The organism is Colwellia sp. MB02u-9, assembly GCF_014077085.1.
In the GTDB taxonomy this organism is placed as follows: Bacteria; Pseudomonadota; Gammaproteobacteria; order Enterobacterales; family Alteromonadaceae; genus Cognaticolwellia.
Genome location: NZ_JACGVF010000065.1, coordinates 12,821 through 38,454, shown reverse-complemented (window position 1 = coordinate 38,454; position 25,634 = coordinate 12,821). Strand labels below are relative to the sequence as shown.

29 protein-coding genes are annotated in these 25,634 nt (G+C 38.0%); 23 read left to right on the top strand and 6 right to left on the bottom strand.

The window, feature by feature from the left end; translation table 11 throughout:
- Nucleotides 1-2: 2 nt before the first annotated feature.
- The 3 genes from recF to dnaA are packed head-to-tail and all read right to left on the bottom strand — an operon-like array spanning nt 3 to nt 3,609.
- On the bottom strand, nt 3-1,100 hold the full coding sequence (gene recF, locus H4J65_RS01540) for a DNA replication/repair protein RecF (RefSeq protein ID WP_182136206.1): 1,098 nt from the start codon (nt 1,098-1,100) through the stop codon (nt 3-5).
- Nucleotides 1,101-1,115: 15 nt separating this feature from the next.
- Nucleotides 1,116-2,219: a DNA polymerase III subunit beta gene (dnaN, locus tag H4J65_RS01535; RefSeq protein ID WP_182194593.1), complete on the bottom strand. Its 1,104-nt coding sequence runs from the start codon at nt 2,217-2,219 to the stop codon at nt 1,116-1,118.
- A 28-nt stretch (nt 2,220-2,247) separates the two neighbouring features.
- On the bottom strand, nt 2,248-3,609 hold the full coding sequence (dnaA, locus tag H4J65_RS01530) for a chromosomal replication initiator protein DnaA (protein WP_182136208.1): 1,362 nt from the start codon (nt 3,607-3,609) through the stop codon (nt 2,248-2,250).
- Between the two features lie 479 nt (nt 3,610-4,088).
- On the opposite strand from dnaA, the gene rpmH reads away from it, so the two are divergent.
- From rpmH to mnmE, 5 genes are all read left to right on the top strand, one after another.
- Nucleotides 4,089-4,223 (top strand): 50S ribosomal protein L34, encoded by a 135-nt coding sequence (gene rpmH / locus H4J65_RS01525; RefSeq protein ID WP_070375296.1) that lies wholly within the window; start codon nt 4,089-4,091, stop codon nt 4,221-4,223.
- A 74-nt stretch (nt 4,224-4,297) separates the two neighbouring features.
- The gene (gene rnpA, locus H4J65_RS01520) at nt 4,298-4,621 is read left to right on the top strand and encodes a ribonuclease P protein component (protein WP_404842458.1); all 324 of its coding nucleotides are present in this window, start codon (nt 4,298-4,300) and stop codon (nt 4,619-4,621) included.
- The gene (gene yidD, locus H4J65_RS01515) at nt 4,588-4,836 is read left to right on the top strand and encodes a membrane protein insertion efficiency factor YidD (RefSeq protein ID WP_182186645.1); all 249 of its coding nucleotides are present in this window, start codon (nt 4,588-4,590) and stop codon (nt 4,834-4,836) included. Before rnpA ends, yidD begins: the two co-directional genes overlap by 34 nt.
- Before the next feature lie 6 nt (nt 4,837-4,842).
- The gene (gene yidC, locus H4J65_RS01510; protein WP_182186643.1) at nt 4,843-6,483 is read left to right on the top strand and encodes a membrane protein insertase YidC; all 1,641 of its coding nucleotides are present in this window, start codon (nt 4,843-4,845) and stop codon (nt 6,481-6,483) included.
- A 549-nt stretch (nt 6,484-7,032) separates the two neighbouring features.
- Complete coding sequence (mnmE, locus tag H4J65_RS01505; RefSeq protein ID WP_182186641.1) at nt 7,033-8,418, top strand: tRNA uridine-5-carboxymethylaminomethyl(34) synthesis GTPase MnmE; 1,386 nt, start codon at nt 7,033-7,035, stop codon at nt 8,416-8,418.
- Nucleotides 8,419-8,899: 481 nt separating this feature from the next.
- Here mnmE and H4J65_RS01500 read toward each other — a convergent pair whose 3' ends face one another.
- Nucleotides 8,900-9,442 carry a sel1 repeat family protein gene (locus tag H4J65_RS01500; RefSeq protein ID WP_182194589.1) on the bottom strand — a complete coding sequence of 181 codons (543 nt, stop codon included), beginning with the start codon at nt 9,440-9,442 and terminating at the stop codon, nt 8,900-8,902.
- Nucleotides 9,443-9,602: 160 nt separating this feature from the next.
- Here H4J65_RS01500 and mioC point away from each other — a divergent pair, with 160 nt between their 5' ends.
- The 16 genes from mioC to H4J65_RS01420 all read left to right on the top strand — a co-directional run bounded on the left by mioC (nt 9,603) and on the right by H4J65_RS01420 (nt 23,536).
- Nucleotides 9,603-10,046 (top strand): FMN-binding protein MioC, encoded by a 444-nt coding sequence (gene mioC, locus H4J65_RS01495; protein ID WP_182186635.1) that lies wholly within the window; start codon nt 9,603-9,605, stop codon nt 10,044-10,046.
- 410 nt (nt 10,047-10,456) lie between these two features.
- The gene (gene mnmG, locus H4J65_RS01490; protein ID WP_182194584.1) at nt 10,457-12,346 is read left to right on the top strand and encodes a tRNA uridine-5-carboxymethylaminomethyl(34) synthesis enzyme MnmG; all 1,890 of its coding nucleotides are present in this window, start codon (nt 10,457-10,459) and stop codon (nt 12,344-12,346) included.
- Nucleotides 12,347-12,376: 30 nt separating this feature from the next.
- Nucleotides 12,377-13,003 carry a 16S rRNA (guanine(527)-N(7))-methyltransferase RsmG gene (gene rsmG, locus H4J65_RS01485; RefSeq protein ID WP_182186633.1) on the top strand — a complete coding sequence of 209 codons (627 nt, stop codon included), beginning with the start codon at nt 12,377-12,379 and terminating at the stop codon, nt 13,001-13,003.
- A 38-nt stretch (nt 13,004-13,041) separates the two neighbouring features.
- Nucleotides 13,042-13,845: a ParA family protein gene (locus tag H4J65_RS01480; RefSeq protein ID WP_182136217.1), complete on the top strand. Its 804-nt coding sequence runs from the start codon at nt 13,042-13,044 to the stop codon at nt 13,843-13,845.
- Nucleotides 13,846-13,856: 11 nt separating this feature from the next.
- On the top strand, nt 13,857-14,747 hold the full coding sequence (locus H4J65_RS01475; RefSeq protein WP_182186631.1) for a ParB/RepB/Spo0J family partition protein: 891 nt from the start codon (nt 13,857-13,859) through the stop codon (nt 14,745-14,747).
- A 361-nt stretch (nt 14,748-15,108) separates the two neighbouring features.
- Nucleotides 15,109-15,501: an ATP synthase subunit I gene (locus H4J65_RS01470; protein WP_310649896.1), complete on the top strand. Its 393-nt coding sequence runs from the start codon at nt 15,109-15,111 to the stop codon at nt 15,499-15,501.
- A gap of 17 nt (nt 15,502-15,518) precedes the next feature.
- Nucleotides 15,519-16,289 (top strand): F0F1 ATP synthase subunit A, encoded by a 771-nt coding sequence (atpB, locus tag H4J65_RS01465; protein ID WP_182136219.1) that lies wholly within the window; start codon nt 15,519-15,521, stop codon nt 16,287-16,289.
- Nucleotides 16,290-16,375: 86 nt separating this feature from the next.
- Nucleotides 16,376-16,603, top strand: coding sequence for a F0F1 ATP synthase subunit C (gene atpE, locus H4J65_RS01460; protein ID WP_077284459.1), 228 nt, complete (start codon nt 16,376-16,378; stop codon nt 16,601-16,603).
- Nucleotides 16,604-16,636: 33 nt separating this feature from the next.
- Complete coding sequence (gene atpF, locus H4J65_RS01455; protein ID WP_182136220.1) at nt 16,637-17,107, top strand: F0F1 ATP synthase subunit B; 471 nt, start codon at nt 16,637-16,639, stop codon at nt 17,105-17,107.
- A gap of 14 nt (nt 17,108-17,121) precedes the next feature.
- Nucleotides 17,122-17,655, top strand: coding sequence for a F0F1 ATP synthase subunit delta (gene atpH / locus H4J65_RS01450; RefSeq protein ID WP_182136221.1), 534 nt, complete (start codon nt 17,122-17,124; stop codon nt 17,653-17,655).
- 13 nt (nt 17,656-17,668) lie between these two features.
- Nucleotides 17,669-19,210, top strand: a complete 1,542-nt coding sequence (gene atpA, locus H4J65_RS01445; protein ID WP_182136222.1) for a F0F1 ATP synthase subunit alpha — start codon at nt 17,669-17,671, stop codon at nt 19,208-19,210.
- Between the two features lie 27 nt (nt 19,211-19,237).
- On the top strand, nt 19,238-20,098 hold the full coding sequence (gene atpG / locus H4J65_RS01440; RefSeq protein ID WP_182136223.1) for a F0F1 ATP synthase subunit gamma: 861 nt from the start codon (nt 19,238-19,240) through the stop codon (nt 20,096-20,098).
- A gap of 58 nt (nt 20,099-20,156) precedes the next feature.
- A complete protein-coding gene (gene atpD, locus H4J65_RS01435; RefSeq protein ID WP_182136224.1) occupies nt 20,157-21,542 on the top strand; it encodes a F0F1 ATP synthase subunit beta in 1,386 nt (461 codons plus the stop codon).
- A gap of 46 nt (nt 21,543-21,588) precedes the next feature.
- Nucleotides 21,589-22,008, top strand: coding sequence for a F0F1 ATP synthase subunit epsilon (locus H4J65_RS01430; protein WP_182136225.1), 420 nt, complete (start codon nt 21,589-21,591; stop codon nt 22,006-22,008).
- Between the two features lie 441 nt (nt 22,009-22,449).
- Nucleotides 22,450-22,737, top strand: coding sequence for a hypothetical protein (locus H4J65_RS01425; protein WP_182136246.1), 288 nt, complete (start codon nt 22,450-22,452; stop codon nt 22,735-22,737).
- A 52-nt stretch (nt 22,738-22,789) separates the two neighbouring features.
- Complete coding sequence (locus H4J65_RS01420) at nt 22,790-23,536, top strand: complement resistance protein TraT (protein ID WP_182186628.1); 747 nt, start codon at nt 22,790-22,792, stop codon at nt 23,534-23,536.
- A gap of 151 nt (nt 23,537-23,687) precedes the next feature.
- Here H4J65_RS01420 and H4J65_RS01415 read toward each other — a convergent pair whose 3' ends face one another.
- A complete protein-coding gene (locus tag H4J65_RS01415) occupies nt 23,688-23,936 on the bottom strand; it encodes a YdcH family protein (RefSeq protein WP_182136227.1) in 249 nt (82 codons plus the stop codon).
- Nucleotides 23,937-23,947: 11 nt separating this feature from the next.
- Nucleotides 23,948-24,259: a TraR/DksA C4-type zinc finger protein gene (locus H4J65_RS01410; RefSeq protein ID WP_182136228.1), complete on the bottom strand. Its 312-nt coding sequence runs from the start codon at nt 24,257-24,259 to the stop codon at nt 23,948-23,950.
- Nucleotides 24,260-24,470: 211 nt separating this feature from the next.
- On the opposite strand from H4J65_RS01410, the gene H4J65_RS01405 reads away from it, so the two are divergent.
- Both H4J65_RS01405 and H4J65_RS01400 read left to right on the top strand, forming a co-directional pair.
- The gene (locus H4J65_RS01405) at nt 24,471-25,040 is read left to right on the top strand and encodes a cytochrome b (RefSeq protein ID WP_220465064.1); all 570 of its coding nucleotides are present in this window, start codon (nt 24,471-24,473) and stop codon (nt 25,038-25,040) included.
- A 14-nt stretch (nt 25,041-25,054) separates the two neighbouring features.
- Nucleotides 25,055-25,615 (top strand): YceI family protein, encoded by a 561-nt coding sequence (locus H4J65_RS01400; RefSeq protein WP_182136229.1) that lies wholly within the window; start codon nt 25,055-25,057, stop codon nt 25,613-25,615.
- The last annotated feature ends 19 nt before the right edge of the window (nt 25,616-25,634 follow it).

Genomic DNA, 25,634 nt, shown 5'->3' with positions numbered 1-25,634 from the left:
GCCTACTCACTCATTACTGATAGTTTGCCATGTTTCACGTGAAACATTTTATAGTTTTCTTTCTGTGGAACAAGTTGTTCCACTGCTGTTTTATCTATTGCGGTTACAATTACCTGACATTCAATTCCTGCTATTGCATTATTTAATAACGCTCTAGAGTGAATGTCTAATTCTGCACCTACATCATCAATTAATAAAATTGGTTTTACTAGATTAACTCTTTCGATTAGTTTTGCTTGAGCAAAAGTTAACGCCAGTAAAAACAACTTCTGTTGTCCACGTGACAATTGGTTATCGACTGATGCACCTCTTAATAAAAAACGGACATCAAATTTTTGTGCGCCAAATAAGCTATAACCATAAGCTAATTCTTTTTCTTTATATTGTTGTAAAACATCGTACAAATTTTTCTTACTATTCCAGCCTTGTAAATATTGAATAACAATATCGTCTGACACTGAAGGTAACATTATTTTCAACCAATAACTTAATTCTTTAGTCAGCTCTTCAACATAACTGGCTCGTAAATTAGCTATTATTTGCGAGCTATCAATAAAGACATCGGTCCAATAGCTTAACGTGCTACCCGAAGTTTTACTGCGTAAACAGGCATTACGCTGTTTAAGGATTCGTGAAAATTCTCTCCAATGATCTGAAAATGAATGTTTCACGTGAAACAATCCTAAATCAACAAACCTTCTTCGCTGCTTTGGGCCACCAAAAAATATTTTAAAACTTTCTGGCGTGATCACTTGCACAGCGATATTTTTTGCCAGCACAGAGAACTTTGTTTCTTTTTGACCATTTATACGTATTTCAGTATTCGCTGTACTTTGTCCATTAAAGAGTTTTCGTACACCCATCTGGCAATCTTTATGAGTTTTAGCGCTGACGGTAAAACTAGGCTTAGTATGCTGAAGTAAGTTTTCCACTTTTGAGCTACGAAATGACTTACCGTGCCCCAAATAAAAAATAGCCTCTAATACACTACTTTTACCGCTACCATTATCACCAATAATAAAATTGAGATCTGGATGTAATTCAACCGATACACTTTCAATATTTCGTAAATCTTGAATAATTAATTTACCAATACTCATTATAATAGGTCGTTGTTATAAACGCATTGGCATAACAACATACAAAGCTTCTCCAGATTCTCCACCTTCAATAACCACACTACTGTTAGCATCAGCTAAGGTAAATTTAACATCATTTTCTTTAATAGCATTGAGTACGTCTAAAACATAGCTAACATTAAAACCGATTTCAACTTCATCATAAGGAAAGTCAATTTCAATCACCTCTTCAGCTTGTTCTTGCTCAGGGTTGTTTGCGGTTATCTTTAACTCGGTGCGGCCAAAGTTAAGACGAACGCCTTTGAATTTTTCGTTAGATAAAATCGAAGCACGAGACAATACCTGTCTAAGTACGTCTTTGTTGGCATTAAGAATTTTATCGCCGTTACGTGGTAATACCCGACGGTAATCAGGAAAACGGCCATCAACCAATTTACTGGTAAATGAAAATTCGCTATCAATAATACGTATGTGATTAGAGCCTAGAAAAACCTGCACACCTTCATCAACTGGGTCGAGTAAACGAATAATCTCTAAAATACCTTTGCGCGGCACAATCACTTGTCGAGCAGGGAGTTCAAGCGCTTGATTAGATATTTTGCAGATAGCTAAACGGTGTCCGTCGGTAGCAACAGAGCGTATTTCGTGACCTTCTGTTTCTATCGACATACCATTGAGATAATAGCGCACGTCTTGGTTTGCCATTGAAAAATGGGTGCTTTCAATTAAGCGTAATAATTCAGACTTTAATAAACTAAATTCTACGTCACCTTGCCATTGTTCAATATTAGGAAAATCAGTGGCTGGTAAGGTTGAAAGTGAATACTTACTACGACCTGTGCTAATTTTTATCACATCGTTATCAGATTCAAAGGTCAGCATAGAATCATCGGGTAAGCTTTTACAAATATCAAGTAACTTACGAGCAGGAATGGTGACTTTTCCATCCTCTGCGTGATTATCTACACTGGCATAAGCAACCATCTCCAGCTCTAAATCAGTAGCTGTTAATGTAAGTGAATGCCCACTTACATTAAAAAGTATATTACCTAAAATAGGTAGTGTACTTTTTCGCTCTACAGCACCAGAAACCAATAACAAAGGTTTCAGCAGTAATTCCCTACTCAATGAAAATTTCATTTCTGACTCACTTGTAACTTACTTATTATTATGATGACAATGTTCTGGTTAAATTTGAATAGTCTTCTTTAATATCGTGAGACTCTTCACGTAAAGATTTTACCTTACGACAGGCATGTAATACAGTCGTATGGTCACGACCACCGAAGGCATCACCAATTTCAGGTAAACTATGGTTAGTTAACTCTTTAGATAATGCCATGGCAATTTGACGCGGTCTAGCTACTGAGCGATTTCTGCGTTTAGACAGTAAATCTGCCACCTTAATCTTATAATATTCTGCAACCGTGCGCTGAATATTATCAATAGTGACCAGCTTGTCTTGTAAAGCTAATAAGTCGCGTAAAGCTTCTCTAACAAAATCAATCGTGATGGCTCGCCCCGTAAAGTTAGCGTTTGCTATTACCCTATTCAAAGCGCCTTCTAATTCACGAACATTTGAGCGCAAGCGTTTAGCAATAAAGAAAGCAACTTCGTCAGCTAAATTGATATGACTTTCTTGTGCTTTGCGTTTTAATATGGCGACACGAGTTTCTAATTCTGGTGGTTCAATGGCGATGGTTAATCCCCAACCAAAGCGTGATTTTAAACGATCTTCAACATCCACTTCTTTTGGATAGCGATCACTGGTCAAAATGATTTGTTGATTGCCTTCAAGTAAGGCATTAAAAGTATGAAAAAACTCTTCTTGCGTACGATCTTTACCGGCAAAAAATTGAATGTCATCAATAAGCAAGGCATCAACTGAACGGTAATATTGTTTAAATTTTTCCATCGCGTTGTTTTGTAACGCTCGCACCATATCTTGCACAAACCGCTCTGAATGCATGTAGGCAATTTTTGCATTGGGTTTATTAAGTAAAATACCATTACCGACTGCATGTAATAAATGTGTTTTACCTAGGCCAGTACCACCATAAATAAATAAAGGATTGTAAGCCGCGCCTGGATTATCAGCCACTTGTGACGCCGCAGCGCGGGCCAATTGATTTGACTTACCTTCAACAAAATTATCAAAGGTGTATTTAACCCTGATATTGGTTGTTTTTGGTAAATTACTTTCTGGTGGTGGAGTATCTCGATTTGGCGTTCTAATATTGGGTTGCAATTGGTTAATACTATTTGGAATATTAGTCTTTTGTGCTGGGATACTACCCACATCAAAGCGCAATAATGGTGGGTTTGCACTGTCTTGCATCCCCACAAGTTCATTAATGCGATTAACATACTTGTCTCTAACCCAGTCCAAAACAAATCGATTTGGCGCATATAACGTCATAATATTGTCTGTGATCACGCACTGTAGTGGACGTATCCACATACTAAATTGTTGTGCGGGCAATTCTTCTTGAAGAACAGACAAACATTTTTGCCAAAGTGTATGATCCAACAACCGACTCCTGATAAATACTATTCGCACTGCGTTTAATAACCAATAAAATGGCCGATAAAAATACAGAAAAGTAAAAAAAATTAATTTTTATTATTAGCCTATTATCTCTATAGTTATCCACAACATCAATATTGACTTTTCAATAAATGGCTTTTATTTTCAGTTATTTTTAGTAAACTCAGTTAAATTAGGCTCCCTGCCTATTTTTAATCGCAAATTAGTGTTAAAAAATATTTCAATATACTATTTAATTATTACTGAATATGGCCGAGTTACTTGCTGCGAAAAAGCTAAATTGTGATAAAACTGTGGATATATTTGTGATCCAGACGATCCATAGACGATCATTTGAAAATAGCTAGTGAATAAGCATTGACAAAGTATAGTTCTCTATATAGAATTTCGCTTCATTTTTAGACCCAGTGTGCTCATGAAGGCTGTTTTGCCAGGGCAACAACAACAGACGGATTAGCGTAATGAAAAGAACATTTCAACCTAGTGTATTAAAACGTAAGCGCAACCATGGCTTCCGTGCTCGTATGGCTACGAAAAACGGACGTGCTGTAATTTCACGTCGTCGTGCTAAAGGCCGTAAAAGCCTTAGTGCTTAATCTTCTAACTTGAAACTTAAGTTAAAAGAACAGTGACCGCTATGGTTACTTATGAATTTAATCGGGAGTCACGTTTGTTGACTCCCGGTCATTTTCAAGCTGTATTCGCAAAACCTCTTCGTTTTGGCTCTAGCCACATCACCATACTCGTCACTCCAAATTCTGATAATAATAACCGTCTCGGTCTAGCCATTGCTAAAAAGCGGGTGAAACTAGCTGTTCAACGAAATCGTATCAAACGACAAATTCGCGAGAGCTTCCGTTTAAATCAACATAACCTTCCCTTTGTTGATATAGTCGTTATGGTAAAATCTGGCACTGACAAGCTCGAAAATAAAGAAATTAATCAGCAATTGGAAAAAATATGGCGAAAAATAATTCAACGCCACAAAAAGTAGCTATTACACTAGTAAAAGCCTACCAGCGCTGGCTTAGCCCATTGCTTGGACCCCATTGTAGATTTAATCCAACATGCTCTTTTTACGCGATAGAAGCAATTAATCGCTTTGGTGTGATAAAAGGTTGTTGGTTAGCAGGCAAACGTATACTAAGATGCCACCCACTCAATGCGGGAGGACTTGATCCCGTGCCACTATCAAAAAAAGAGAAATAAGACATTATGGAATCCCAACGCAGTTTTCTTTTTATTGCGCTTATGGTTGTTACCTATTTGCTATTTAACCAATGGCAAACAGACAAAGCTCCAATTCTTGAGCAACCAGCAGTAACTCAACAAACAACGCCAAGTACTAGTAACGGCGAATTTGTTCCTGAGTCATCAGCTACAGCAACGTCTATCAGCAATGAAACAAAAGTAGTTAGTGCTACACTAATTACAGTAAAAAATGATGTTTTATCACTAAAAATTGATACTAACGGCGGCGACATTGTTGAAGCTAAATTACTTAAGTTCGATACCGAACAAGGTAATGGCATACCCTTTACTATATTGCGCAACGACCGTGACCGCTATGTAGCGCAAAGTGGCTTAACTGGCGCACAAGGTTTAGACCGTGTTATTCCTGGTCGACCTATTTATCAAACATCAGCGACTTCTTATCAAGCAAACGCTGGTGAGCCGCTAGTCATTGATTTAAATTATCTTGATGACGCCGGTTTGTCTGTTACTAAGCGTTTTACGCTCAATTACGACAGCTATGCCATTAATGTTGAATATATCATTGCCAATAACGCGACAAGCCCTGCAAGCGTACAAATGTATGCACAACTAAAGCAAACCACTTTAATTGATAGCTCAAGCGGTTTAATTCCGACTTATGTCGGTGCGGCCTATTCAACAACTGAAGATATATACGAAAAATATGACTTTGACGATATCGCTGAAGCCAACCTGAGTGTTACAACTCAAGGTGGTTGGGTTGCTATGTTGCAACACTATTTTGTATCATCTTGGGTACCAGAAAAAACTTCAGATAATCAATTATATACTAGATACTCTAGTAACAAAGACGCAGTGATCGGCTTTAAAGCTCCGGCAATAACGATTGAGCCTAACAGCACAGCAACCACATCAGCGACTTTTTATGTCGGTCCAAAAGACCAAGATGTATTAGAAAGTATTGAACAAAACCTTGATCTAACAATTGATTACGGATTTTTATTCATGATCAGCCAGCCATTATTCTGGTTGCTTATCAAAATTCAATCTATTGTAACTAACTGGGGTGTAGCGATTATTATCATTACCCTTATCGTTAAAGGTGGTATGTATCCATTAACGAAAGCGCAATATACCTCAATGGCTAAGATGCGGGCACTACAACCTAAAATGGCGCAGCTAAAAGAGCGTTTAGGTGATGATAAACAAAAAATGTCACAAGCCATGATGGAACTTTATCGTAAAGAAAAAGTAAATCCTGCTGGTGGTTGTTTACCCTTAATTATTCAAATGCCTATTTTCCTAGCACTATACTGGGTATTTTTGGAAAGTGTTGAATTACGTCATGCACCCTTTATGTTGTGGATACAGGATCTATCAGCACAAGACCCGTTTTACATTTTGCCAGTATTAATGGGTGTCAGTATGTTCATTATGCAAAAAATGCAGCCAATGACAGTGCAAGATCCTATGCAACAAAAAATAATGCAATATATGCCAGTGATGTTTACGGTATTCTTTTTCTGGTTCCCATCTGGCTTAGTACTTTACTGGTTGGTCAGTAACCTTATTTCAATTGCACAAATGAAGATAATATTCTCGGGCATCGAAAAGGCCAAAGAGAAAGAAAAAGCCAAATAAGGTTATTTTTTATCAACTAAAAAGGTAGCTCAGGCTACCTTTTTTTATAACTTAAATTTGAGGTTATTAAACTTTGCTTGAATATTTTGCAAAAAAATAATCAACGAGAATATAGTTAAGGCAGTTTCATTCATTATCTAATCTACTTTAAAGCTAAGTAAAACAGCCAAATACAAGGGGATTTGTGATATTCAGCTTTTTATCAAAAACTAAAGTATCTATGAATGAATGACAGCGCTCAAAATGACTTTAGTTTTCCTTACATTTAACCTTAAAATAGTGAGCTTAGTTATCCCTGCTTCTTCTCTCATTGTTTCCTCCCTGTAAAAATAAACACCGAAAACACTAATGCCGACTGTAGCAAACAAGATACGACAAAGATAACTAACATTAACTAGCGACTATTCACCAAAACCAAGACTCATATCAAGCGCTTATACCATTCAAAGCAGAATAAATTACACAATAGCTCAGAGTACATTTGCAGCCGGTAATTAAGGCTTTATAATATCGCCCATTAAAGCCTAAACCGTTAACTGAGAAACTAACATGACCGACCTAGCTTTTACATCAGGCCAAAAAGAAACCATAGCAGCACAAGCTACAGCTCCAGGCAGAGGTGGTGTTGGTATCATCAGGGTTTCAGGGCCTGAAGTTAAAAATGTCGCTCAAGCCATATTAGGTAAAGTGCCTGAATTGCGCAAAGCCGAATATTTAACCTTTAAAGATCATAAAGGCCGAGCACTAGACCAAGGCATAGCACTCTATTTTAAAGGCCCTAACTCCTTTACCGGTGAAGATATTTTAGAACTACAGGGCCACGGAGGTCCGGTTATTTTAGATATGTTGCTCAAAGAGATTTTAACGCTACCTAAGGTGCGCATGGCCGGCCCTGGTGAGTTTAGTGAACAGGCATTTCTTAATGATAAACTTGATTTAACCCAAGCAGAAGCTATAGCCGATTTAATTAACTCAAGCTCAGAACAAGCGGCCCGCTGTGCTTTACATTCGTTACAAGGCGATTTTTCTAAACTTGTCCATCAAATGGTAAACGACACTATACATTTACGCATGTATGTGGAAGCCGCGATCGACTTTCCAGAAGAAGAAATAGATTTTCTTGCCGACGTGAAAGTGCTAAACGACTTAAAGGCCATCATTAGCCAAGTCGCAGAAGTAAAGAATAAAGCCCAGCAAGGCAGTATTATTCGTGAAGGCATGCGGGTGGTTATTGCCGGTCGACCTAACGCCGGTAAGTCAAGCTTACTTAATGCCCTTAGTGGTAAAGAAAGTGCAATAGTCACTGACATTGAAGGCACCACGCGTGATGTATTATCTGAGCAAATCCACATCGATGGCATGCCACTGCATATTATTGATACCGCAGGGTTAAGAGAAAGTGTCGATGAGGTAGAGAAAATAGGTATAGAAAGGGCTTGGCAGGAGATCAAACAAGCAGACCGTGTCTTGCTAATGATTGACTCAGCACAGGATGAAACCGAGGATCCAAAAGCAGCTTGGCCAGAGTTTTTTGAAAAGTTACCCATTAATATCGGCTTAACTATTATTAGAAACAAAGCTGATATTAGCCAAGCAAAAACCGGTTACAGTGAACTCAATGCCACACCGACAATAACCTTGTCGGCTAAAACAGGTGCAGGCGTTACAGAGCTAACTGAGCACCTAAAACATATCATGGGTTACCAAGGTAGCACCGAAGGAGGTTTTATGGCCAGACGACGTCACTTGGTCGCTCTTGAACAAGCCCACCAGCATTTAATTATTGGCTTAGAGCAACTTGAATCCTATGTAGCTGGTGAAATTCTGGCTGAAGAACTACGTTTTTGTCAGCAAGAACTCAATAAAATCACCGGTGAATTTACCAATGACGATTTATTAAGTGAAATATTTTCATCCTTTTGTATTGGTAAATAAAAAAATAATATGGTGCTAAATTACAGAGAATTAAAGCAAATAAATTTAGCACTATATTTTAAAATCAGTTTTATATTCACCCATTTATGGAGCAAAAATCAAAGACTTTTTATTACAAGGAAAGGAAAAGGAGCCGATAGACGAGCTAAGTTTTATCAGGGAGATCCTATAGTAATAACAAGAGAGATCATGAATATTTGTCAGCTTAATAAGATGGGTACTAAACGCATAATTAGAGTAAATCGCACTTTATAAATCAAATAACGATCTCGGTAATAATATCGATATAACTGTCTATCATTAATTCCCGTATAGAGTTTAAGATAGGCAGACTATAAACCAGCAGACAAAGCGCTTAAATCATAGTAACCCTTAAGGCCAAATAAAGACAAATAAAGATAGCCAAATTTACTTGATAAACCTCACAGTGGATAATATAAACTTTAGCCTTAGTTAATGAAAAATAATCAATTATTATAGGTTAATCAATCGCCATTGCATCTAAATCTTCAACAAAATAATAGCCATTAACAATCTCAATTTTATTACACCTATGCGAGGGTCGGTTAGAGCCTAAAGTTTTTACATTTTTACATTTTAAGCGCTGACTTTTAGCACCATATAACTTTATATATTTTTCTCCCTCTAGCGCTAATATTTCTAAATGCTCAACAGCTAGTTTATCGTCCAGCATTTTTAGTGGCAATGCCCATGCTTGAGTTTTTTGTTCATTGGCAACAGTAAGCCACCCGTAACTTTTAGTTAAATCTTGCTTTGTACCTTGTGCATTTAAATACATAGTACCAACAATATACTGCGCTGTTTTATCGCCTCTTTTAGCAAATATTTCAAGCTTAAGTAAAGCTTCATGATAATCGTTGACTTGATATAACCTGATAGCCGTTTTCAATTCTTTGTTATAACTAATGATATCAAGTGCCTTCTCTGAGGAGAAAGCATGACTGAAAAATGAGATAGAGAGTATGATTGTGGTAATAATTAAATAACTAATAGGTCTATTCATCTTAATTCCAAAGCAAATTTTGTATTGAATTAAGAATAACTATTTTGATATTTCAATGTTTTTTCAATTGTAATAATGTGTTACTTGTAACTTTATAATATAAAAAACATATAAAAAATTTAATCTAAAACAAGATAAAATACTTAAATAGGAAGAGTAAATGAGCTCATTTCAAGTCATCGTTGGTAGTATGTTAGGCGGCTCAGAATATGTCGCAGAGGCCTGTGAAGAAACATTAACTGCGCTCGGTCATCAAGTTGAACTACATTTTCAACCAGATTTTGCGCAAATATTAAGCGAAAAACAAACTTGGTTAATTTGTACCTCAACACATGGTGCTGGCGACTATCCCGATAATATTCAAGCATTCGTGACAGATCTTGAAAATAGCGATCAAGATCTATCCTCAGTTAAATTTCTAACGATCGGTCTGGGTGATTCAAATTATGATACCTTTTGCTACGCAGCAAAAAATATTAATAAACTCCTATTATCAATAGGTTGCAATGAAATACTACCTTTGATCACATTAGATATGAGTCAAGATATAGATCCAGAAGAACGATCTCAAACTTGGTTATTTGAAAACAAAGATCATTTATAACCAACTTACCCATAAGTTATTAACAATTATAGCCCTACAAAAACACCATTGTGGATAACTCTGGGTAAAAGCTATTAATTTTCTATTATTATTCAGTGTATAGAAATGAAATTAAATCACCCTGTGGATAAGTAGCTGTTTTGATCAGAGCTTATAACTGACTTGATCAAAGCTTGATCACAAGAATACATGGGTATTAATATATTGTTTTATATGAAAAAAAATGACTTATCAACAGAAAATGGCGACCTTAATAAGTAATAATAATAAGATCTTTAAAGAGATCTTTATATATTACTTAAGGATCAAGCTTAGATCTTTTCCTAAATTAGATCATTCCCCTGAAGCGAAAAAGGCGCTAAAATATCGCTCTTAAAAAATAAATAGCAAAAAACTAAGGTCAGTAATTTATGTGGTATCAAGAGTCTTATGACGTAATTGTTGTTGGTGGTGGTCATGCTGGAACAGAAGCGTCACTCGCAGCAGCTCGCATGGGCTGTAAAACATTATTGTTAACCCACAACATTGACACCCTTGGTCAAATGTCGTGCAACCCAGCGATAGGCGGCATTGGCAAAGGTCATTTGGTTAAAGAAATTGACGCCCTCGGTGGCATAATGGCAACTGCAGCTGACCATGCTGCAATACAATTTAGAACCTTAAATGCCAGCAAAGGCCCTGCTGTTCGCGCTACTCGGATACAAGCTGATAGAAATTTATATCGAAACTTTGTCCGAAACTATCTAGAAAACCAAGAAAATTTAACTATATTTCAACAACCCTGTGACGATCTTATTCTAGAAAATAATAAGATCGTAGGTGTTTCTACTCAAATGGGTTTGAAATTTAAAGCTAAAAGCGTTGTGCTAACCGTAGGTACTTTTCTAGCAGGCCAGATCCATATTGGTTTAAATAATTACCAAGGCGGAAGAGCCGGTGATCCCGCCAGTGTAAACCTTGCGGATCGTTTACGTGATATGCCCTTTAGAATTGATCGCTTAAAAACCGGAACACCGCCACGCTTAGACGGCAGAACTCTTGATTTTTCTGTTATGGCAGAACAACCAGGTGATGATCCTAGACCGGTATTTTCCTACATGGGCTCAGGAGAGGATCATCCAAGACAAGTATCATGTTTTATTACCCATACTAATCAAAAAACCCATGATATTATTAGATCAGGTTTAGACCGCTCTCCCATGTATACCGGTGTTATTGAAGGCGTTGGACCGCGTTATTGCCCATCAATTGAAGACAAAATACACCGTTTTGCTGATAAAGACAGCCATCAAATATTTGTCGAGCCTGAAGGCTTAAACACCCATGAAATTTATCCCAATGGTATTTCTACTAGCTTGCCATTTGATGTGCAAATGGATCTTGTTAGATCGATCAAAGGTTTTGAAAACGCCCATATCACCCGACCAGGTTATGCGATCGAATATGATTTTTTCGATCCTCGCGATTTAAAGCAAACGCTAGAAAGTAAATTTGTTGAAAACCTTTATTTTGCTGGCCAAATTAATGGCACTACCGGTTATGAAGAAGCCGGGGCTCAAGGGCTAGTTGCAGCAACTAATGCCGCGGCGAGAGTGCAAGGCAAAGAAGAACTCGTATTAACCCGAGATCAAGCTTACATGGGCGTGCTAATTGATGACCTAGCCACCTTAGGCACCAAAGAACCTTATCGTATGTTCACCTCACGAGCTGAGTATCGCTTATTGTTACGCGAAGATAACGCTGATATACGCTTAACAGAAAAAGGTCGTGCTTTAGGTTTGGTTGACGATCAACGTTGGCAACGATTTAATGAGAAAATGGAAAATGTTGAGCTTGAACGCCAACGTTTACGTTCAACTTGGTTACAAAAGGATCATCAAGCTGTTGATCAAGTCAATAGCTTGTTGAAGACGCCTTTAAGTCGTGAGAACAGTTTAGAGGATCTGCTTCGACGTCCAGAAGTTCGCTATGACGATCTAGTGGCTATTGAAGGTTTAGGACCTAAACTCGCAGACAAACAAGCTGCAGAACAAATTGAAATTCAAATAAAGTATGCCGGTTATATTGACCGACAACTGGATGAAATAGCGAAAAAGAAACGCCATGAAAACACGTTAATCCCAAGAGATTACGATTTTAGCCAAATATCAGGCTTGTCAAATGAGGTTGTTGCTAAACTTTCAGACGCGCGCCCTGAAACTATTGGTAAAGCATCGCGTATTTCTGGTATTACTCCAGCAGCAATTTCGTTATTATTGGTTTATCTGAAAAAACATGGCTTATTACGCAAAAGTGCTTAAATAGTCAGCATAAACGAAAGATTCAACCTTATGACATTATCTGACCAACTTGTTGCTCTGATCAAGGAAACCTCACTTGAGGTTTCAACAGAGCAAATTTCTTTACTTATCCAGTACGTTGAATTATTAAACAAATGGAATAAAGCCTACAATCTAACCTCAGTACGCGATCCTAAAGATATGATGATAAAACATATCATGGATAGTTTAATGGTGGGTCCGCACCTTAAAGGTCAGTCATTTATTGATGTTGGCACTGGACCAGGTTTACCCGGTATTCCGCTTGCTATCTTGTATCCTGAGCGTAATTTTGTATTATTAGACAGTTTAGGCAAAAGAATTACCTTTTTAAGGCAAGTCGTTTTCCAATTAAAGCTTAATAATGTCACACCGGTTAAATCACGTGTTGAACAATATCATCCAGAGCAACCTTTTGATGGCGTATTAAGTCGAGCATTTTCATCATTAAACGATATGGTAACTTGGTGTGAACATTTAGTCAGTGTTGATCACGGGCGATTCTTAGCATTGAAAGGTATTTATCCTAGTGATGAAATAGCGGCTTTACCAAGTAATATAGCGGTTGCTAATAGTTATGCTATTGCCGTTCCTCAATTAGACGGCGAACGCCATTTGATTGAATTAGTTAAATCATAATTCATAATAAACTTGAGCAGAAAAGTATTGAGGATCCTGTGGGAAAAATAATTGCGGTTGCAAATCAAAAAGGTGGTGTTGGTAAAACGACAACCTCGGTCAATCTTGCTGCTTCACTGGCGGCAACTAAACGTAAAGTTTTACTGGTCGATCTTGATCCCCAAGGTAACGCTACTATGGGTAGCGGTATAGATAAATATGAAGTTCCAGCAACATGCTACGAATTACTGATCGAAGAGCGTCCATTTGAAGACGTCGTTTGTAGAAATACAGCGGGTATTTATGATCTTATTGCCGCAAATAGTGATGTAACTGCGGCTGAAATTAGATTGATGGAGGTTTATTCTCGAGAGCATCGTCTGAAAAATGCTTTATCAAAAGTAAGTCAAGACTACGATTATATTATTATTGACTGTCCACCGTCATTAAATATGTTGACGGTTAACGCCATGACCGCTGCAGACTCAGTGTTAGTGCCGATGCAATGTGAGTATTACGCTTTAGAAGGTTTAACCGCTTTAATGGATACCATTTCACAATTAACGTCTGTGGTTAATAGTAAACTCCATATTGAAGGTATTTTACGTACTATGTACGACCCTCGTAACCGTTTAGCGAATGATGTTTCTGAGCAATTAAAGCGCCATTTCGGTGATAAAGTTTATCGTACTGTTATTCCACGTAATGTGCGCCTAGCAGAAGCACCCAGTTTTGGTGCTCCAGTGATGTACTACGATAAATCATCTACAGGTGCAAAAGCTTATCTTGCCTTGGCGGGTGAAATACTACGTCGTGCAGAACCGAAAAAAACCTCTACACCGCAAGTCACTACAGAAGAATAATAAGGAATATTATGAGTCAAACTAAACGCAGAGGTCTAGGTCGCGGTCTTGATGCCTTATTAACAAAACCATCAGCAGATTTAACCGGTAATCTAGGTGATAAAACAGATACGCCCAGTAAAAATGCAGAATTACATAATTTACCAATAGAGCAATTGCATCCTGGCAAGTATCAACCGCGCAAAGATATGTCCGCAGAAGCCTTAGATGACTTGGCAAACTCCATTAAATCGCAAGGCATTATTCAGCCTATTATTGTCCGGCCAGTCAGCGAGCACAGTTATGAAATTATAGCCGGTGAACGTCGTTGGCGTGCCGCTCAAATAGCAGCATTAGATACCGTACCTTGTTTAATAAAACATGTGCCCGATGAAGCGGCAGTGGCGATTGCTTTAATAGAAAATATTCAACGTGAAGACTTAAATGCGATGGAAGAAGCTATCGCATTAGAACGATTGCTGATTGAATTTGAATTGACCCATCAAGAAGTTGCCGATGCGGTTGGCAAGTCAAGAACGGCGGTAAGTAACTTATTACGCTTAAATAATCTTAACAGTGAAGTTAAAACCTTGCTTGAGCATGGCGATATCGAGATGGGCCATGCCAGAGCACTATTAGCGTTAGATAATGACATTCAAACGAATACGGCACGTATTGTAGTAGCAAAAGAGTTAAACGTGCGCGAAACAGAAGCATTAATTAAAAAATTACAACAACCGGCGAAAGAAATAGTCACCAAGTCGGTAGATCCTAATACTAAGGCATTAGAGCAAAACTTATCTGAAAAATTGGGCTCGCAGGTTGCAATAAATCACAATAAACAAGGCAAAGGAAAATTAGTGATATCTTACAGTGACCTATCAGAACTTGATGGTATTGTCTCACGCTTTAATTCTTTCTAGCGCGACCTGAAAATAAGCCGCTAAAATCGACAAGGTTTACTAACCTAGATTCAAATAATAAAAACCGTTAAATAGCCATTTTTGAGCAACTGGAAAATGGCTATTTATTTGCTGTTTGTCATTTTGCTTTTATAATTCATTAATAATGTTTTAATCTCGGATTATACCTTAGTAGTATTGGGATTATACCTTAGTCGTAATTTATTCATTTAGTGGCAAATTTTGCAGAAAATGTTACCAATGAGCGGCCTCTCTTGTTGCATTAGTGCTGTAATTCAGTATACTTGCGACGGCTTTTTAGAGATGGAAAATTATCTTTAAAAAACTGTAAGCATTACGAAAAATGTCGTAGGAGTTTCTGGTGAGTTTATTTATTCACAATGAGTTAGCTAGGCCAGGAAGAGAATTTGCTTTTAAGCAAATATTAGTCTCGATAATCATTGTTTTGCTTTGCAGTGTAGCAACATATTTTATTTGGGGATTATCGTTTGCACACTCGGTATTAAGTGGTGGCGCAATCAGTATAATCCCTAATTTTGTCTTTGCTCATAAAGCATTTAAATATGCCGGAGCAAGATCGTCCGAAAAGGTCTTAGATGCCTTTTATAGTGGCGAAAAATTGAAAATAGTATTAACGGCCTTTTTGTTTGCGCTAGCCTTTAAATTTTTAGCGATAGAGCCCATAGCTTTTTTCAGCAGTTATTGTTTAGTAGTGGCTTTGCCGTTATTAACACCATTTTTATTTAAACTTTAATCATTGGGATCATTAATATGTCTTCAGGTGCGGAAATTACCAGCCAAGAATATATTAAACACCATCTAACCAATTTGTCTGTCGGTGAGGGTTTTATGACCGTTCACATAGATACGCTTGGTTGGTCGGTGTTTTTAGGTTTGGTATTTATCATGTTGTTTCGTTCAGTTGCCAAAAAAGCAAGTACCGGTGTACCCGGTAGATTGCAATGTGCAGTTGAAATGGTCGTTGAATTTGTTGATGACAGTGTTAAAAGTACCTTTCACGGTAAAAATCCGGTTATCGCGCCATTGGCCTTAACTATTTTTGTTTGGGTTTTATTAATGAACGCCATGGACTGGGTACCGGTGGATTTAATACCGCGTATCTTTGAGTTGTTTGGTGTTAATTACATGAAAGCCGTACCAACAACAGATCCAAACATGACCTTTGCTTTAGCGTTAGGTGTTTTTGTTCTTATCCTTTATTACTCAATTAAAGTAAAAGGTATCGGTGGATTTATTAAAGAGCTAACGACCCAGCCATTTGGTCATTGGTCACTCTACCCGGTTAACTTTATTTTAGAGATGGTTACCTTACTGGCTCGCCCGTTATCACTCGCACTTCGTTTGTTTGGTAATATGTACGCCGGTGAATTGATCTTCTTATTGATTGCGACAATTGGTGTATTCCAATTGCCAGTACACTTCTTATGGGCTGCTTTTCACTTGTTAATCATCCCATTACAAGCGTTTATTTTCATGATGCTAACGATTTTATACTTGAGTCTAGCGCACGAAGATCATTAAATTTCTTACCCCTTCGGGGGTATGAATAACAGTTTCAACCTTAGTTTTTAAACTTTATAACTTTACTTAAATAATCGGAGATAAATATGTTATATATCGCTGTTGCTTTATTAATCGGTCTAGGTGCTCTTGGTACTGCGATTGGTTTTGGTTTACTTGGTGGCAAATTTTTAGAGTCTGCTGCACGTCAACCTGAATTAGCACCTCAACTTCAAGTTAAAATGTTCATCGTTGCAGGTCTTATCGATGCTATTGCTATGATCGGTGTTGCTATCGGCTTATACCTATTATTCGCAGTTGGTGTTCCAGCTTAATTTATAACGCGAATTTTAATAGGAGATACATAAATGAATCTTAATATGACCTTAGTTGGTGAATTAATCGCATTTATCGTATTCGTAATTTTTTGTATGAAGTATGTATGGCCACCAATTATTGGTGCCATCGAAGCACGCCAAGCAATTATTGCTGATGGGCTTGCTGCTTCTGACCGTGCGGCTAAAGATCTTGAGCTTGCTCAAGAGAAAGCTACAGCACAATTAAAAGAAGCTAAAGCGCAAGCGGCAGGTATTGTAGAAGCTGCTAAAAAGCGTGAAGTTCAGATAATTGAAGAAGCTGCAGTTAAAGCACATGCTGAGAAAGATAAAATCTTAGCGTCAGGTCATGCAGAAATTGATACTGAACGTAACCAAGCAAAAGAAGAACTACGTCAACAAGTTGCTATTTTAGCAGTTGCTGGTGCAGAGAAAATTCTTGAGCGTTCAATCGATGCCGCTGTACATAGCGACATTTTAGATAAACTTGTAGCTGAACTTTAGAGGGAAATGAGCTTATGTCTGAATTGACAACCATCGCTCGTCCCTACGCTAAAGCGGCGTTTGATTTTGCTATCGAAGCGAATACAGTCGAAAACTGGTTAGAAATGCTAGTTTTCGCTGCACAAGTTGCTGACGACACTACTATAAAGAATTATCTTTCTGGTGGTGCGTCAGTAGAACAAGCACAAGACATTTTTTTGAAAGTCTGTGATGTTCAACTTGATAGCAATGGCCAAAACTTAATTAAAGTGATGGCTGAAAATCAACGTTTATTGGTGCTACCACAAGTTGTTACTCAGTTTCGTGAATTAAAAGCGGAACATGAGAAAACAGTTTCTGTGGATGTAACGTCTGCTGTTGAATTAACAGCAGAACAAGAAACTACATTATGCGCTGCGCTTGAAAAGCGTTTGGCTCGAAAAGTAAAACTTAATTGTAACATTGATGCAAACGTAGTCTCTGGCTTAGTAATAAAAGCTGGTGACATGGTAATAGATGGTTCAGTACGAGGTAAATTGAACCGCTTAGCAACAATAATGCAATCCTAACGGGGAACAGAGTATGCAACTGAATTCCACTGAAATCGCTGAACTGATCAAGAGTCGTATTGAACAGTTTGACGTAGTTAGTGAAGCTCGTAATGAAGGTACTATCGTTTCTGTAACTGACGGTATCATTCGTATTCATGGTCTTGCAGACGTAATGCAAGGTGAGATGATTGAACTTCCTGGCAATCGCTTTGCTATCGCTTTAAACCTTGACCGTGATTCGGTCGGTGCGGTAGTTATGGGTCCTTATGCGGATCTAGCTGAAGGCGTTAAAGTAAAATGTACTGGTCGTATTTTAGAAGTACCAGTAGGACGTGGCTTATTAGGTCGCGTTGTAAACACACTTGGCGAGCCAATTGACGGTAAAGGACCTATCGAAAACGATGGTTTTGCACCAGTTGAAATGGTAGCACCAGGTGTAATCGATCGTAAGTCTGTTGATCAACCTGTACAAACAGGTATTAAATCAATCGATTCAATGATTCCAATTGGACGTGGCCAACGTGAACTTATCATTGGTGACCGTCAAATTGGTAAATCTGCAATCGCATTAGATGCAATTATCAATCAGAAAGACACAGGTATTAAGTGTGTATACGTAGCTATTGGCCAAAAAGCCTCTACGGTTGCTAACTTAGTTCGCTCATTAGAAGAACACGGCGCGTTAGATAATACTATCGTTGTTGTCGCTGGCGCTTCTGAAGCAGCCGCACTTCAGTACTTGTCAGCATATTCTGGCTGTACTATGGGTGAATACTTCCGAGATCGTGGTGAAGATGCACTAATCGTATATGATGATTTGTCTAAGCAAGCAGTTGCTTACCGTCAAATTTCATTACTTTTACGTCGTCCGCCAGGCCGTGAAGCTTACCCAGGTGACGTTTTCTATCTTCACAGTCGTTTACTTGAACGTGCTGCTCGTGTAAACGAAGCATACGTTGAACGTTTCACAAAAGGCGCAGTTAAAGGCAAAACAGGTTCTTTAACAGCATTACCTATCATTGAAACGCAAGCGGGTGATGTATCTGCATTCGTACCTACTAACGTAATCTCAATTACCGATGGTCAGATTTTCTTAGAATCTAACCTATTTAACTCAGGTATTCGTCCTGCGGTTAACGCTGGTATTTCTGTATCACGTGTTGGTGGTGCTGCTCAAACTAAAATCATCAAGAAATTAGGTGGTGGTATTCGTTTAGCATTAGCACAATATGCCGAATTAGCAGCCTTTGCTCAATTTGCCTCAGATTTAGATGACGCTACACGTGCTCAATTAGAGCATGGTCAACGCGTTACTGAATTGATGAAGCAAAAGCAATACAGCCCATTGTCAATTGCTGAAACAGCTGTATCTTTATTTGCCGCAGAAAAAGGCTTTTTAAATGATATCGCTATCAACAAAGTTGTTGATTTTGAAGATGCATTACGTTCATACGTAAACAATGACCACGCTGAGTTGATGGCTACTATCAATGAAAAAGGCGACTATAACAAAGATATCGAGTCTGGTTTAGCGAAAGCGATTGAAGCTTTCAAAGCTACTCAAACTTGGTAATTTAGTTAACCTTTTCGGAGAATAGTCATGGCCGGTGGTAAAGAGATAAAATCGAAGATCGGAAGTGTAAAAAATACACAGAAGATCACCAGCGCAATGGAAATGGTTGCAGCAAGCAAAATGCGTAAAGCGCAAGAAAGCATGGCTGCCTCTCGTCCATACGCTGAAAATATGCGAAATGTGATCGGTCACATCGCGCTTGGTAATTTAGAATTTCGTCATCCATATATGGTTGAACGTGAAGCTAAGCGCGTAGGTTATATCGTTGTCTCAACAGACCGTGGTTTGTGTGGTGGTTTAAATATTAATTTATTTAAACAAGTACTTGCTGATGCAGGTAAACACCAAACAGCTGGTGCCGAAGTTGAATTTGCCGTAGTGGGTTCTAAAGCTACATCATTTTTCAACAATATGGGTGCTAAAGTTGTTTCACAAATTTCAGGATTAGGTGATAGTCCATCGCTAACCGATTTAATCGGTAGTGTGAAGGTTATGCTAAATGCCTATGATAATGGTGAGATAGACAGATTGTTCATTGTATATAACAAGTTTGTTAATACCATGACGCAAAAGCCGACAATCGATCAACTTTTACCTTTGCCTAAGTCAGATGATGACGCTATTAAGCATCGCTGGGATTATATATACGAACCTGATGCTCAAGCAATACTTGAACATTTATTGGTACGTTATACAGAATCTCAAGTATATCAAGGTGTGGTTGAAAACCTAGCCTGTGAACAAGCCGCTCGTATGGTTGCAATGAAATCTGCAACTGATAATGCGGGTGACTTAATTGATGATTTACAATTGGTATACAACAAAGCGCGTCAAGCAAGTATTACTCAAGAATTGGGTGAAATTTGTGCTGGTGCAGCAGCGGTATAAGCAAAGGTTCTTTGTTTATTTTATTAGTAAATAAGAGCACAAGATTAGAGGATTAAACATGAGTACAGGTAAAGTCGTCCAAATCATTGGCGCAGTTGTGGATGTAGAATTTCCACAAGATGCTGTACCTCAGGTATATGACGCGTTAAATGTAACTGAAGGTGACCTTTCAGGCTTAGTACTAGAAGTACAACAGCAATTAGGTGGTGGTGTAGTTCGTACTATCGCCATGGGTTCATCAGATGGTTTGCGTCGTGGTCTGAACGTAGAAAACACAGGTAGTAACATCCAAGTACCAGTAGGTGTATGTACATTGGGTCGCATTATGAACGTATTGGGTGAGCCTATCGATGAAGCTGGCCCAATCGGTGAAGAAGAAAAGTGGTCAATTCACCGTCAAGCGCCAGCCTATGCTGACCAGGCGTTGTCAAATGAACTACTTGAAACTGGTATCAAAGTAATAGATTTAGTTTGTCCATTCGCTAAGGGTGGTAAAGTAGGTTTATTCGGTGGTGCTGGTGTTGGTAAAACCGTTAACATGATGGAACTTATTCGTAACATTGCGATCGAGCATAGCGGCTACTCAGTATTTGCTGGTGTAGGTGAGCGTACTCGTGAAGGTAACGATTTCTATCATGAAATGAACGATTCAAATGTACTTGATAAAGTATCACTTGTTTACGGTCAAATGAACGAGCCTCCAGGAAACCGTTTACGTGTTGCCTTTACTGGTTTGACAATGGCTGAAAAATTCCGTGATGAAGGTCGTGACGTATTATTCTTTGTTGATAATATTTACCGTTACACCTTAGCTGGTACTGAAGTATCTGCATTGCTAGGCCGTATGCCATCAGCGGTTGGTTATCAACCAACACTTGCTGAAGAAATGGGCGTATTGCAAGAGCGTATTACTTCAACGAAGAAAGGTTCAATCACTTCAATCCAAGCGGTATACGTACCAGCAGATGATTTGACTGATCCCTCTCCAGCTACTACTTTTGCTCACTTAGATGCAACAGTTGTATTGAGTCGTGATATTGCTTCGCAAGGTATTTACCCTGCAATTGACCCACTAGATTCTACTTCGCGTCAATTAGACCCGTTAGTAGTTGGTGCTGAGCATTATGAAACAGCTCGTGGCGTTCAATCAACATTACAACGTTACAAAGAACTTAAAGATATCATCGCCATATTAGGTATGGATGAGTTATCTGAAGAAGATAAATTATCGGTGAATCGCGCACGTAAGATTCAACGTTTCTTATCTCAACCCTTCTTTGTTGCTGAAGTATTCACCGGATCTCCTGGTAAGTATGTATCACTTAAAGACACAATTAGTGGCTTTAAAGGATTACTTGCAGGCGAGTATGATGATTTACCTGAGCAGGCTTTCTACATGGTTGGTTCTATTGAAGAAGCAGCTGAAAAAGCTAAAAACATGTAATGAAGGCTGGTGATTAACATAAGTTAGTCACCTATTAGGAGGTCAAATGGCATTACTTTCTGTAAATCTGAATGTTGTAAGCGCTGAAGAAAGTTTATTTTCGGGTAGCATTGAATCATTACAGATCACAGGTAGCGAAGGTGAATTAGGCATTATGCCTGGTCACGCACCTTTGCTGACCTCACTAAAACCTGGTATGGCAAGAATCGTTAAAAAAGGTGGTGATGAAGAAATCATTTATCTTTCTGGCGGTATGCTAGAAGTTCAACCAAATAACGTTACTGTATTAGCGGATATCGCTGTACGTGGCGCTGATTTAGATGAACAAGCTGCACTACAGGCTAAAGAACGCGCAGAGAAACACTTGAATGAACATGGTAATGATGTTGATTACGCAGAAGCCGCAGCTGAACTAGCTCGTGCTGTTGCGCAATTACGTGTTATCCAAGCAACAAGTAAAAAATAACCTTCGCGTTTAACATTAAGTTTTAGTGATAAAAAAAAAGCGACTTTTACTTCGGTAAATAGTCGCTTTTTTATTATTTATGATAGTTGAAAAAAATTTTACTCCACTACTCCACTACTCCACTGCGCCACTTAGCCACTTAATTCAGCCAATCCAACGATCACTTTAACCCTACCTCATTGTTTTAAATTAATAATTTATCATCAAAGTAAGAAAATAATCATAGACAAATTTAAAGTTGGCTAGAGCCATTAGCAGTGCATCTAACTAGATATTTTTTTGAAAAAAATTGAATTTGTACGAAAAACGTACTATAGAGGTATATAGTAGAACCATAGTGTTGACATTACTTAAGGGGTAAATATGTATCACAAGCGTATATTTTCACTTCCGCAGTGTTTTTTTAAGGCCTTGAAATATTTGGTTTTTGTCTTCAGTTTCATGTTTGCTACTAGTGCTAGTGCTAGTGCTAGTGAAGAAGACGATGCTTTAGCAAAAGCACAAGCAGATATGAACGCAGAGGTTTTCTCTAAACCTTTTCTCGCTGAACGACCAGAAGAAGTCAATTCCTATATCAAAAGTATGTTGGAAAAAAATATTAAGCCGCCTGAGTATAGTGGCAACTATTGGCGTCGAGGTTACACATGTCGAGATTTATTACGTCATAACTGGACTCAATATAGAAACTGTCAATATTACTATCGTTATCATGGCCGCTATTATTATTAGAAAAATATTATTTATCACAGGGCTGTAAATCTAACTATATAAAGGAAATATTATGAAAAGATGGAAGATGTTACTCAAATTCAGTTTTGTTGGTTTAATTATTACTACACTGGCGAGTTGCTCGGCAATTCACACCTCAGTGGCTAAAAGGAACTTAGATGTACAAACAAAAATAAGTACATCTATATTTGTTGATCCTGTGCCAGCAAATAAAAGAAAAATTTATTTAGAGGTTAGGAGTGCGGTAATGGAGTTTGATCGTGTTTCATTTAGAAAAGCACTTTCTCACCAATTAGTTAATAGTGGTAATGGCTATACTTTGACAAATGATCCTGAGAAATCTCAGTATAGGATGAGTGTTTTTGTCAGAAACTTAGAGAAAACTACACCTGAAGCGGCAGCATCAGCATTAAGTGCGGGTTTTCAAGGTGCAAGTATAGGTGCGGTAGCATCAGCAGCTACTGGTGGCTCATATCGAGGTGCAGCAGCAGCAGGTCTTGTTGTTGGGTTAGCTTCAACGGTTGCAAACGCTTATGTGCAAGATGTGGTGTATTTACTTGTTGCTGACATACAAATTAAAGAGCGTGCTAAAAAAGGCGTTATTGTTCGTCGTGACTCAAAAGTGAATACTAAAATATCTGATGATGGCGCAAGCACTCAAACTTATTCAGAGGCAACAAGTATGAAAGAGTATAGAACCAGAGTGGTGACTACAGCAAATAAAGCTAATTTAGAACTTGAAGAGGCGCAGCCACTAATGTTCGATAAAACAGCCTATGCAATGTCGGCATTTTTTTAATGGTTGAGCCGATATAAGCTAGTTATGTTGATAAGCCAGAATTTTTTAAGCGTTGTGGCTTTTTATAACCTAACCATAGCTTAACTATAGCTTAACTATAGCTTAACTATAGCTTAACTATAGCTTAGCTATGACTTAACTATTACTGACTTTATGCTGACAACTGTGCTTTTTTTAGTAAAGTATATAACTCATCTTTTAAGTGTAAACGGGCTAGTTTTTGTTGTTCTAAATACGTATCTGATGTTGACTCAACACCAACCTCTATACGGTAAATTTCTTTATCTAACTGATGATAATCTTTAAATAAGCGGGCAAAATGTGCATCTTGCACTTTTAAGTGATGGATTTCTTTTTCTAATTCTGGAAATTCATGGTGTAAAGCGTGTTTTTCTATCATTAGGGTTGCTCCTATTCGGCACAATTAATACAAGTATTGATATAAGGTAATATTTTTAAACGCTCTGGATTGATAACTTCAGTGCATTGGCTGCAAAAACCATATTCATTATTTTCAAAACGAGTTAACGCTTGGTTAATTAAGCCTAGTTCAATTTTAGCTTCGTGATGAATTTCATTAAGCACTTCATTATTTTCGTTTTCACAAGTCTGTTCAGAAAAGTCTTGAGAACGACCTTTTCTAAAGTCTGCTTCAATTGCACTAATACGTCTTTGAAGTTCAGATTTTTTTTCTAATAAACTACTTAGAATTTCTTTATTCATTAGCATTCCTCCTTAAGCCTCAATTCATTTTAAGCCTCTAGTTGCTATCTGTTTTGATCTAGCGCAATAATTTGCTCAAGTTTTTACATTATTTAAGGGTTAAAACTTAGTCAGCGAATGGCGACCAAAGGTATTATTTTTCGACTAAATAACTGGGTTTTTTGTTAGTGAGTAGCTAAACTAAATAGCCCAGTCATCATCAAGAAAGAAAATGGTTCACAATAAAGTGTCGTGGAAAAACAGTCAGCAAGAATACGGCTTGCTGAGTAAATTACTACACTGGCTCTCGGCCTTAACGGTTTTTTCGTTATTTGTCTTAGGGTTTTGGATGGTCGAGTTAAACTACTCAAGTCAATGGTATCAACTAGCCCCGCACTGGCATGAAAGTGTTGGGATACTTTTATTAATGGTCACTATATTTAGATTGTTGTGGCGTCGTATTGCCGGCTCTCCCGGTGCAATAACTAGTCATAGTGCTTTTGAGAAAAAAGCTTCAGCTTTAATGATATTTATTTTGTATATCACGCTGTTTACTGTTTTAATTTCTGGTTACTTGATCACCAGTGCTAATGACAAAGCCATTGCTGTTTTTGATTGGTTTAAGGTTATACCATGGGTACTGGGGATAAAAAACCAGGAAGATATTGCAGGTGTGGTACATTATTACGTAGCATACGGCATAATAATTTTCGCGTTATTGCATGCATTAGCTGCCTTAAAACACCATTTTATTGACCAAGACGTCACGCTAAAACGTATGACTAAAAACACAGATAAATAATTAAAGGAACTGATATGAAAAAAAAATTACTTGCTAGCGCTCTATTAACCTCGAGTGTACTAATACCAGCTTTAGCCGCTGATTATGTTATTGATACTGAAGGGGCTCACGCCTCGATTAATTTTGCTGCGAGCCATCTGGGTTTTAGTGTACTTGCTGGTCGATTCAACGACTTTTCAGGTAACTTCTCTTATGACAAAGATAATGTTTCTGCAGCTAAAATTGAGGTAATTGTAGATACCTCAAGTTTTGATTCAAATCATGCTAAACGTGACAAACATGTACGTTCAGATGATTTTTTAGATGTTAGCAAATATGCACAAGCGACATTTACTAGCAGCAAAGTTGAAGATAAAGGTGATGGTAAACTTGCCATAATAGGAAGTTTTACCATGCACGGTATTACTCACCCATTAACCATTGACGCCGTTAAAGTCGGTGAAGGTGATGATCCTTGGGGTGGTTACCGTGCCGGCTTTAGCGGTACGGCCACTATTGCTATGGCAGACTTTGGTTTTAAAAAAGATTATGGCAAAGTAGATCTGACTTTACATATTGAAGGCATTCGCCAGTAATAAATAAAGTTGATTGAAA

Excerpts from the sequence above, each read along its gene's own strand:
- mioC (WP_182186635.1), top strand. The coding sequence starts at position 9,603 with ATGAGCTCATTTCAAGTCATCGTTGGTAGTATGTTAGGCGGCTCAGAA.
- atpB (WP_182136219.1), top strand. The coding sequence starts at position 15,519 with ATGTCTTCAGGTGCGGAAATTACCAGCCAAGAATATATTAAACACCAT.
- atpF (WP_182136220.1), top strand. The coding sequence starts at position 16,637 with ATGAATCTTAATATGACCTTAGTTGGTGAATTAATCGCATTTATCGTA.
- mnmE (WP_182186641.1), top strand. The coding sequence starts at position 7,033 with ATGACCGACCTAGCTTTTACATCAGGCCAAAAAGAAACCATAGCAGCA.
- H4J65_RS01430 (WP_182136225.1), top strand. The coding sequence starts at position 21,589 with ATGGCATTACTTTCTGTAAATCTGAATGTTGTAAGCGCTGAAGAAAGT.
- H4J65_RS01420 (WP_182186628.1), top strand. The coding sequence starts at position 22,790 with ATGAAAAGATGGAAGATGTTACTCAAATTCAGTTTTGTTGGTTTAATT.
- atpA (WP_182136222.1), top strand. The coding sequence starts at position 17,669 with ATGCAACTGAATTCCACTGAAATCGCTGAACTGATCAAGAGTCGTATT.
- H4J65_RS01425 (WP_182136246.1), top strand. The coding sequence starts at position 22,450 with ATGTTTGCTACTAGTGCTAGTGCTAGTGCTAGTGAAGAAGACGATGCT.
- atpD (WP_182136224.1), top strand. The coding sequence starts at position 20,157 with ATGAGTACAGGTAAAGTCGTCCAAATCATTGGCGCAGTTGTGGATGTA.
- H4J65_RS01405 (WP_220465064.1), top strand. The coding sequence starts at position 24,471 with ATGGTTCACAATAAAGTGTCGTGGAAAAACAGTCAGCAAGAATACGGC.
- H4J65_RS01410 (WP_182136228.1), bottom strand. The coding sequence starts at position 24,259 with ATGAATAAAGAAATTCTAAGTAGTTTATTAGAAAAAAAATCTGAACTT.
- atpG (WP_182136223.1), top strand. The coding sequence starts at position 19,238 with ATGGCCGGTGGTAAAGAGATAAAATCGAAGATCGGAAGTGTAAAAAAT.
- atpE (WP_077284459.1), top strand. The coding sequence starts at position 16,376 with ATGTTATATATCGCTGTTGCTTTATTAATCGGTCTAGGTGCTCTTGGT.
- recF (WP_182136206.1), bottom strand. The coding sequence starts at position 1,100 with ATGAGTATTGGTAAATTAATTATTCAAGATTTACGAAATATTGAAAGT.
- H4J65_RS01500 (WP_182194589.1), bottom strand. The coding sequence starts at position 9,442 with ATGAATAGACCTATTAGTTATTTAATTATTACCACAATCATACTCTCT.
- rpmH (WP_070375296.1), top strand. The coding sequence starts at position 4,089 with ATGAAAAGAACATTTCAACCTAGTGTATTAAAACGTAAGCGCAACCAT.
- mnmG (WP_182194584.1), top strand. The coding sequence starts at position 10,457 with ATGTGGTATCAAGAGTCTTATGACGTAATTGTTGTTGGTGGTGGTCAT.
- atpH (WP_182136221.1), top strand. The coding sequence starts at position 17,122 with ATGTCTGAATTGACAACCATCGCTCGTCCCTACGCTAAAGCGGCGTTT.
- yidC (WP_182186643.1), top strand. The coding sequence starts at position 4,843 with ATGGAATCCCAACGCAGTTTTCTTTTTATTGCGCTTATGGTTGTTACC.
- yidD (WP_182186645.1), top strand. The coding sequence starts at position 4,588 with ATGGCGAAAAATAATTCAACGCCACAAAAAGTAGCTATTACACTAGTA.
- rsmG (WP_182186633.1), top strand. The coding sequence starts at position 12,377 with ATGACATTATCTGACCAACTTGTTGCTCTGATCAAGGAAACCTCACTT.
- H4J65_RS01415 (WP_182136227.1), bottom strand. The coding sequence starts at position 23,936 with ATGATAGAAAAACACGCTTTACACCATGAATTTCCAGAATTAGAAAAA.
- dnaN (WP_182194593.1), bottom strand. The coding sequence starts at position 2,219 with ATGAAATTTTCATTGAGTAGGGAATTACTGCTGAAACCTTTGTTATTG.
- H4J65_RS01475 (WP_182186631.1), top strand. The coding sequence starts at position 13,857 with ATGAGTCAAACTAAACGCAGAGGTCTAGGTCGCGGTCTTGATGCCTTA.
- H4J65_RS01400 (WP_182136229.1), top strand. The coding sequence starts at position 25,055 with ATGAAAAAAAAATTACTTGCTAGCGCTCTATTAACCTCGAGTGTACTA.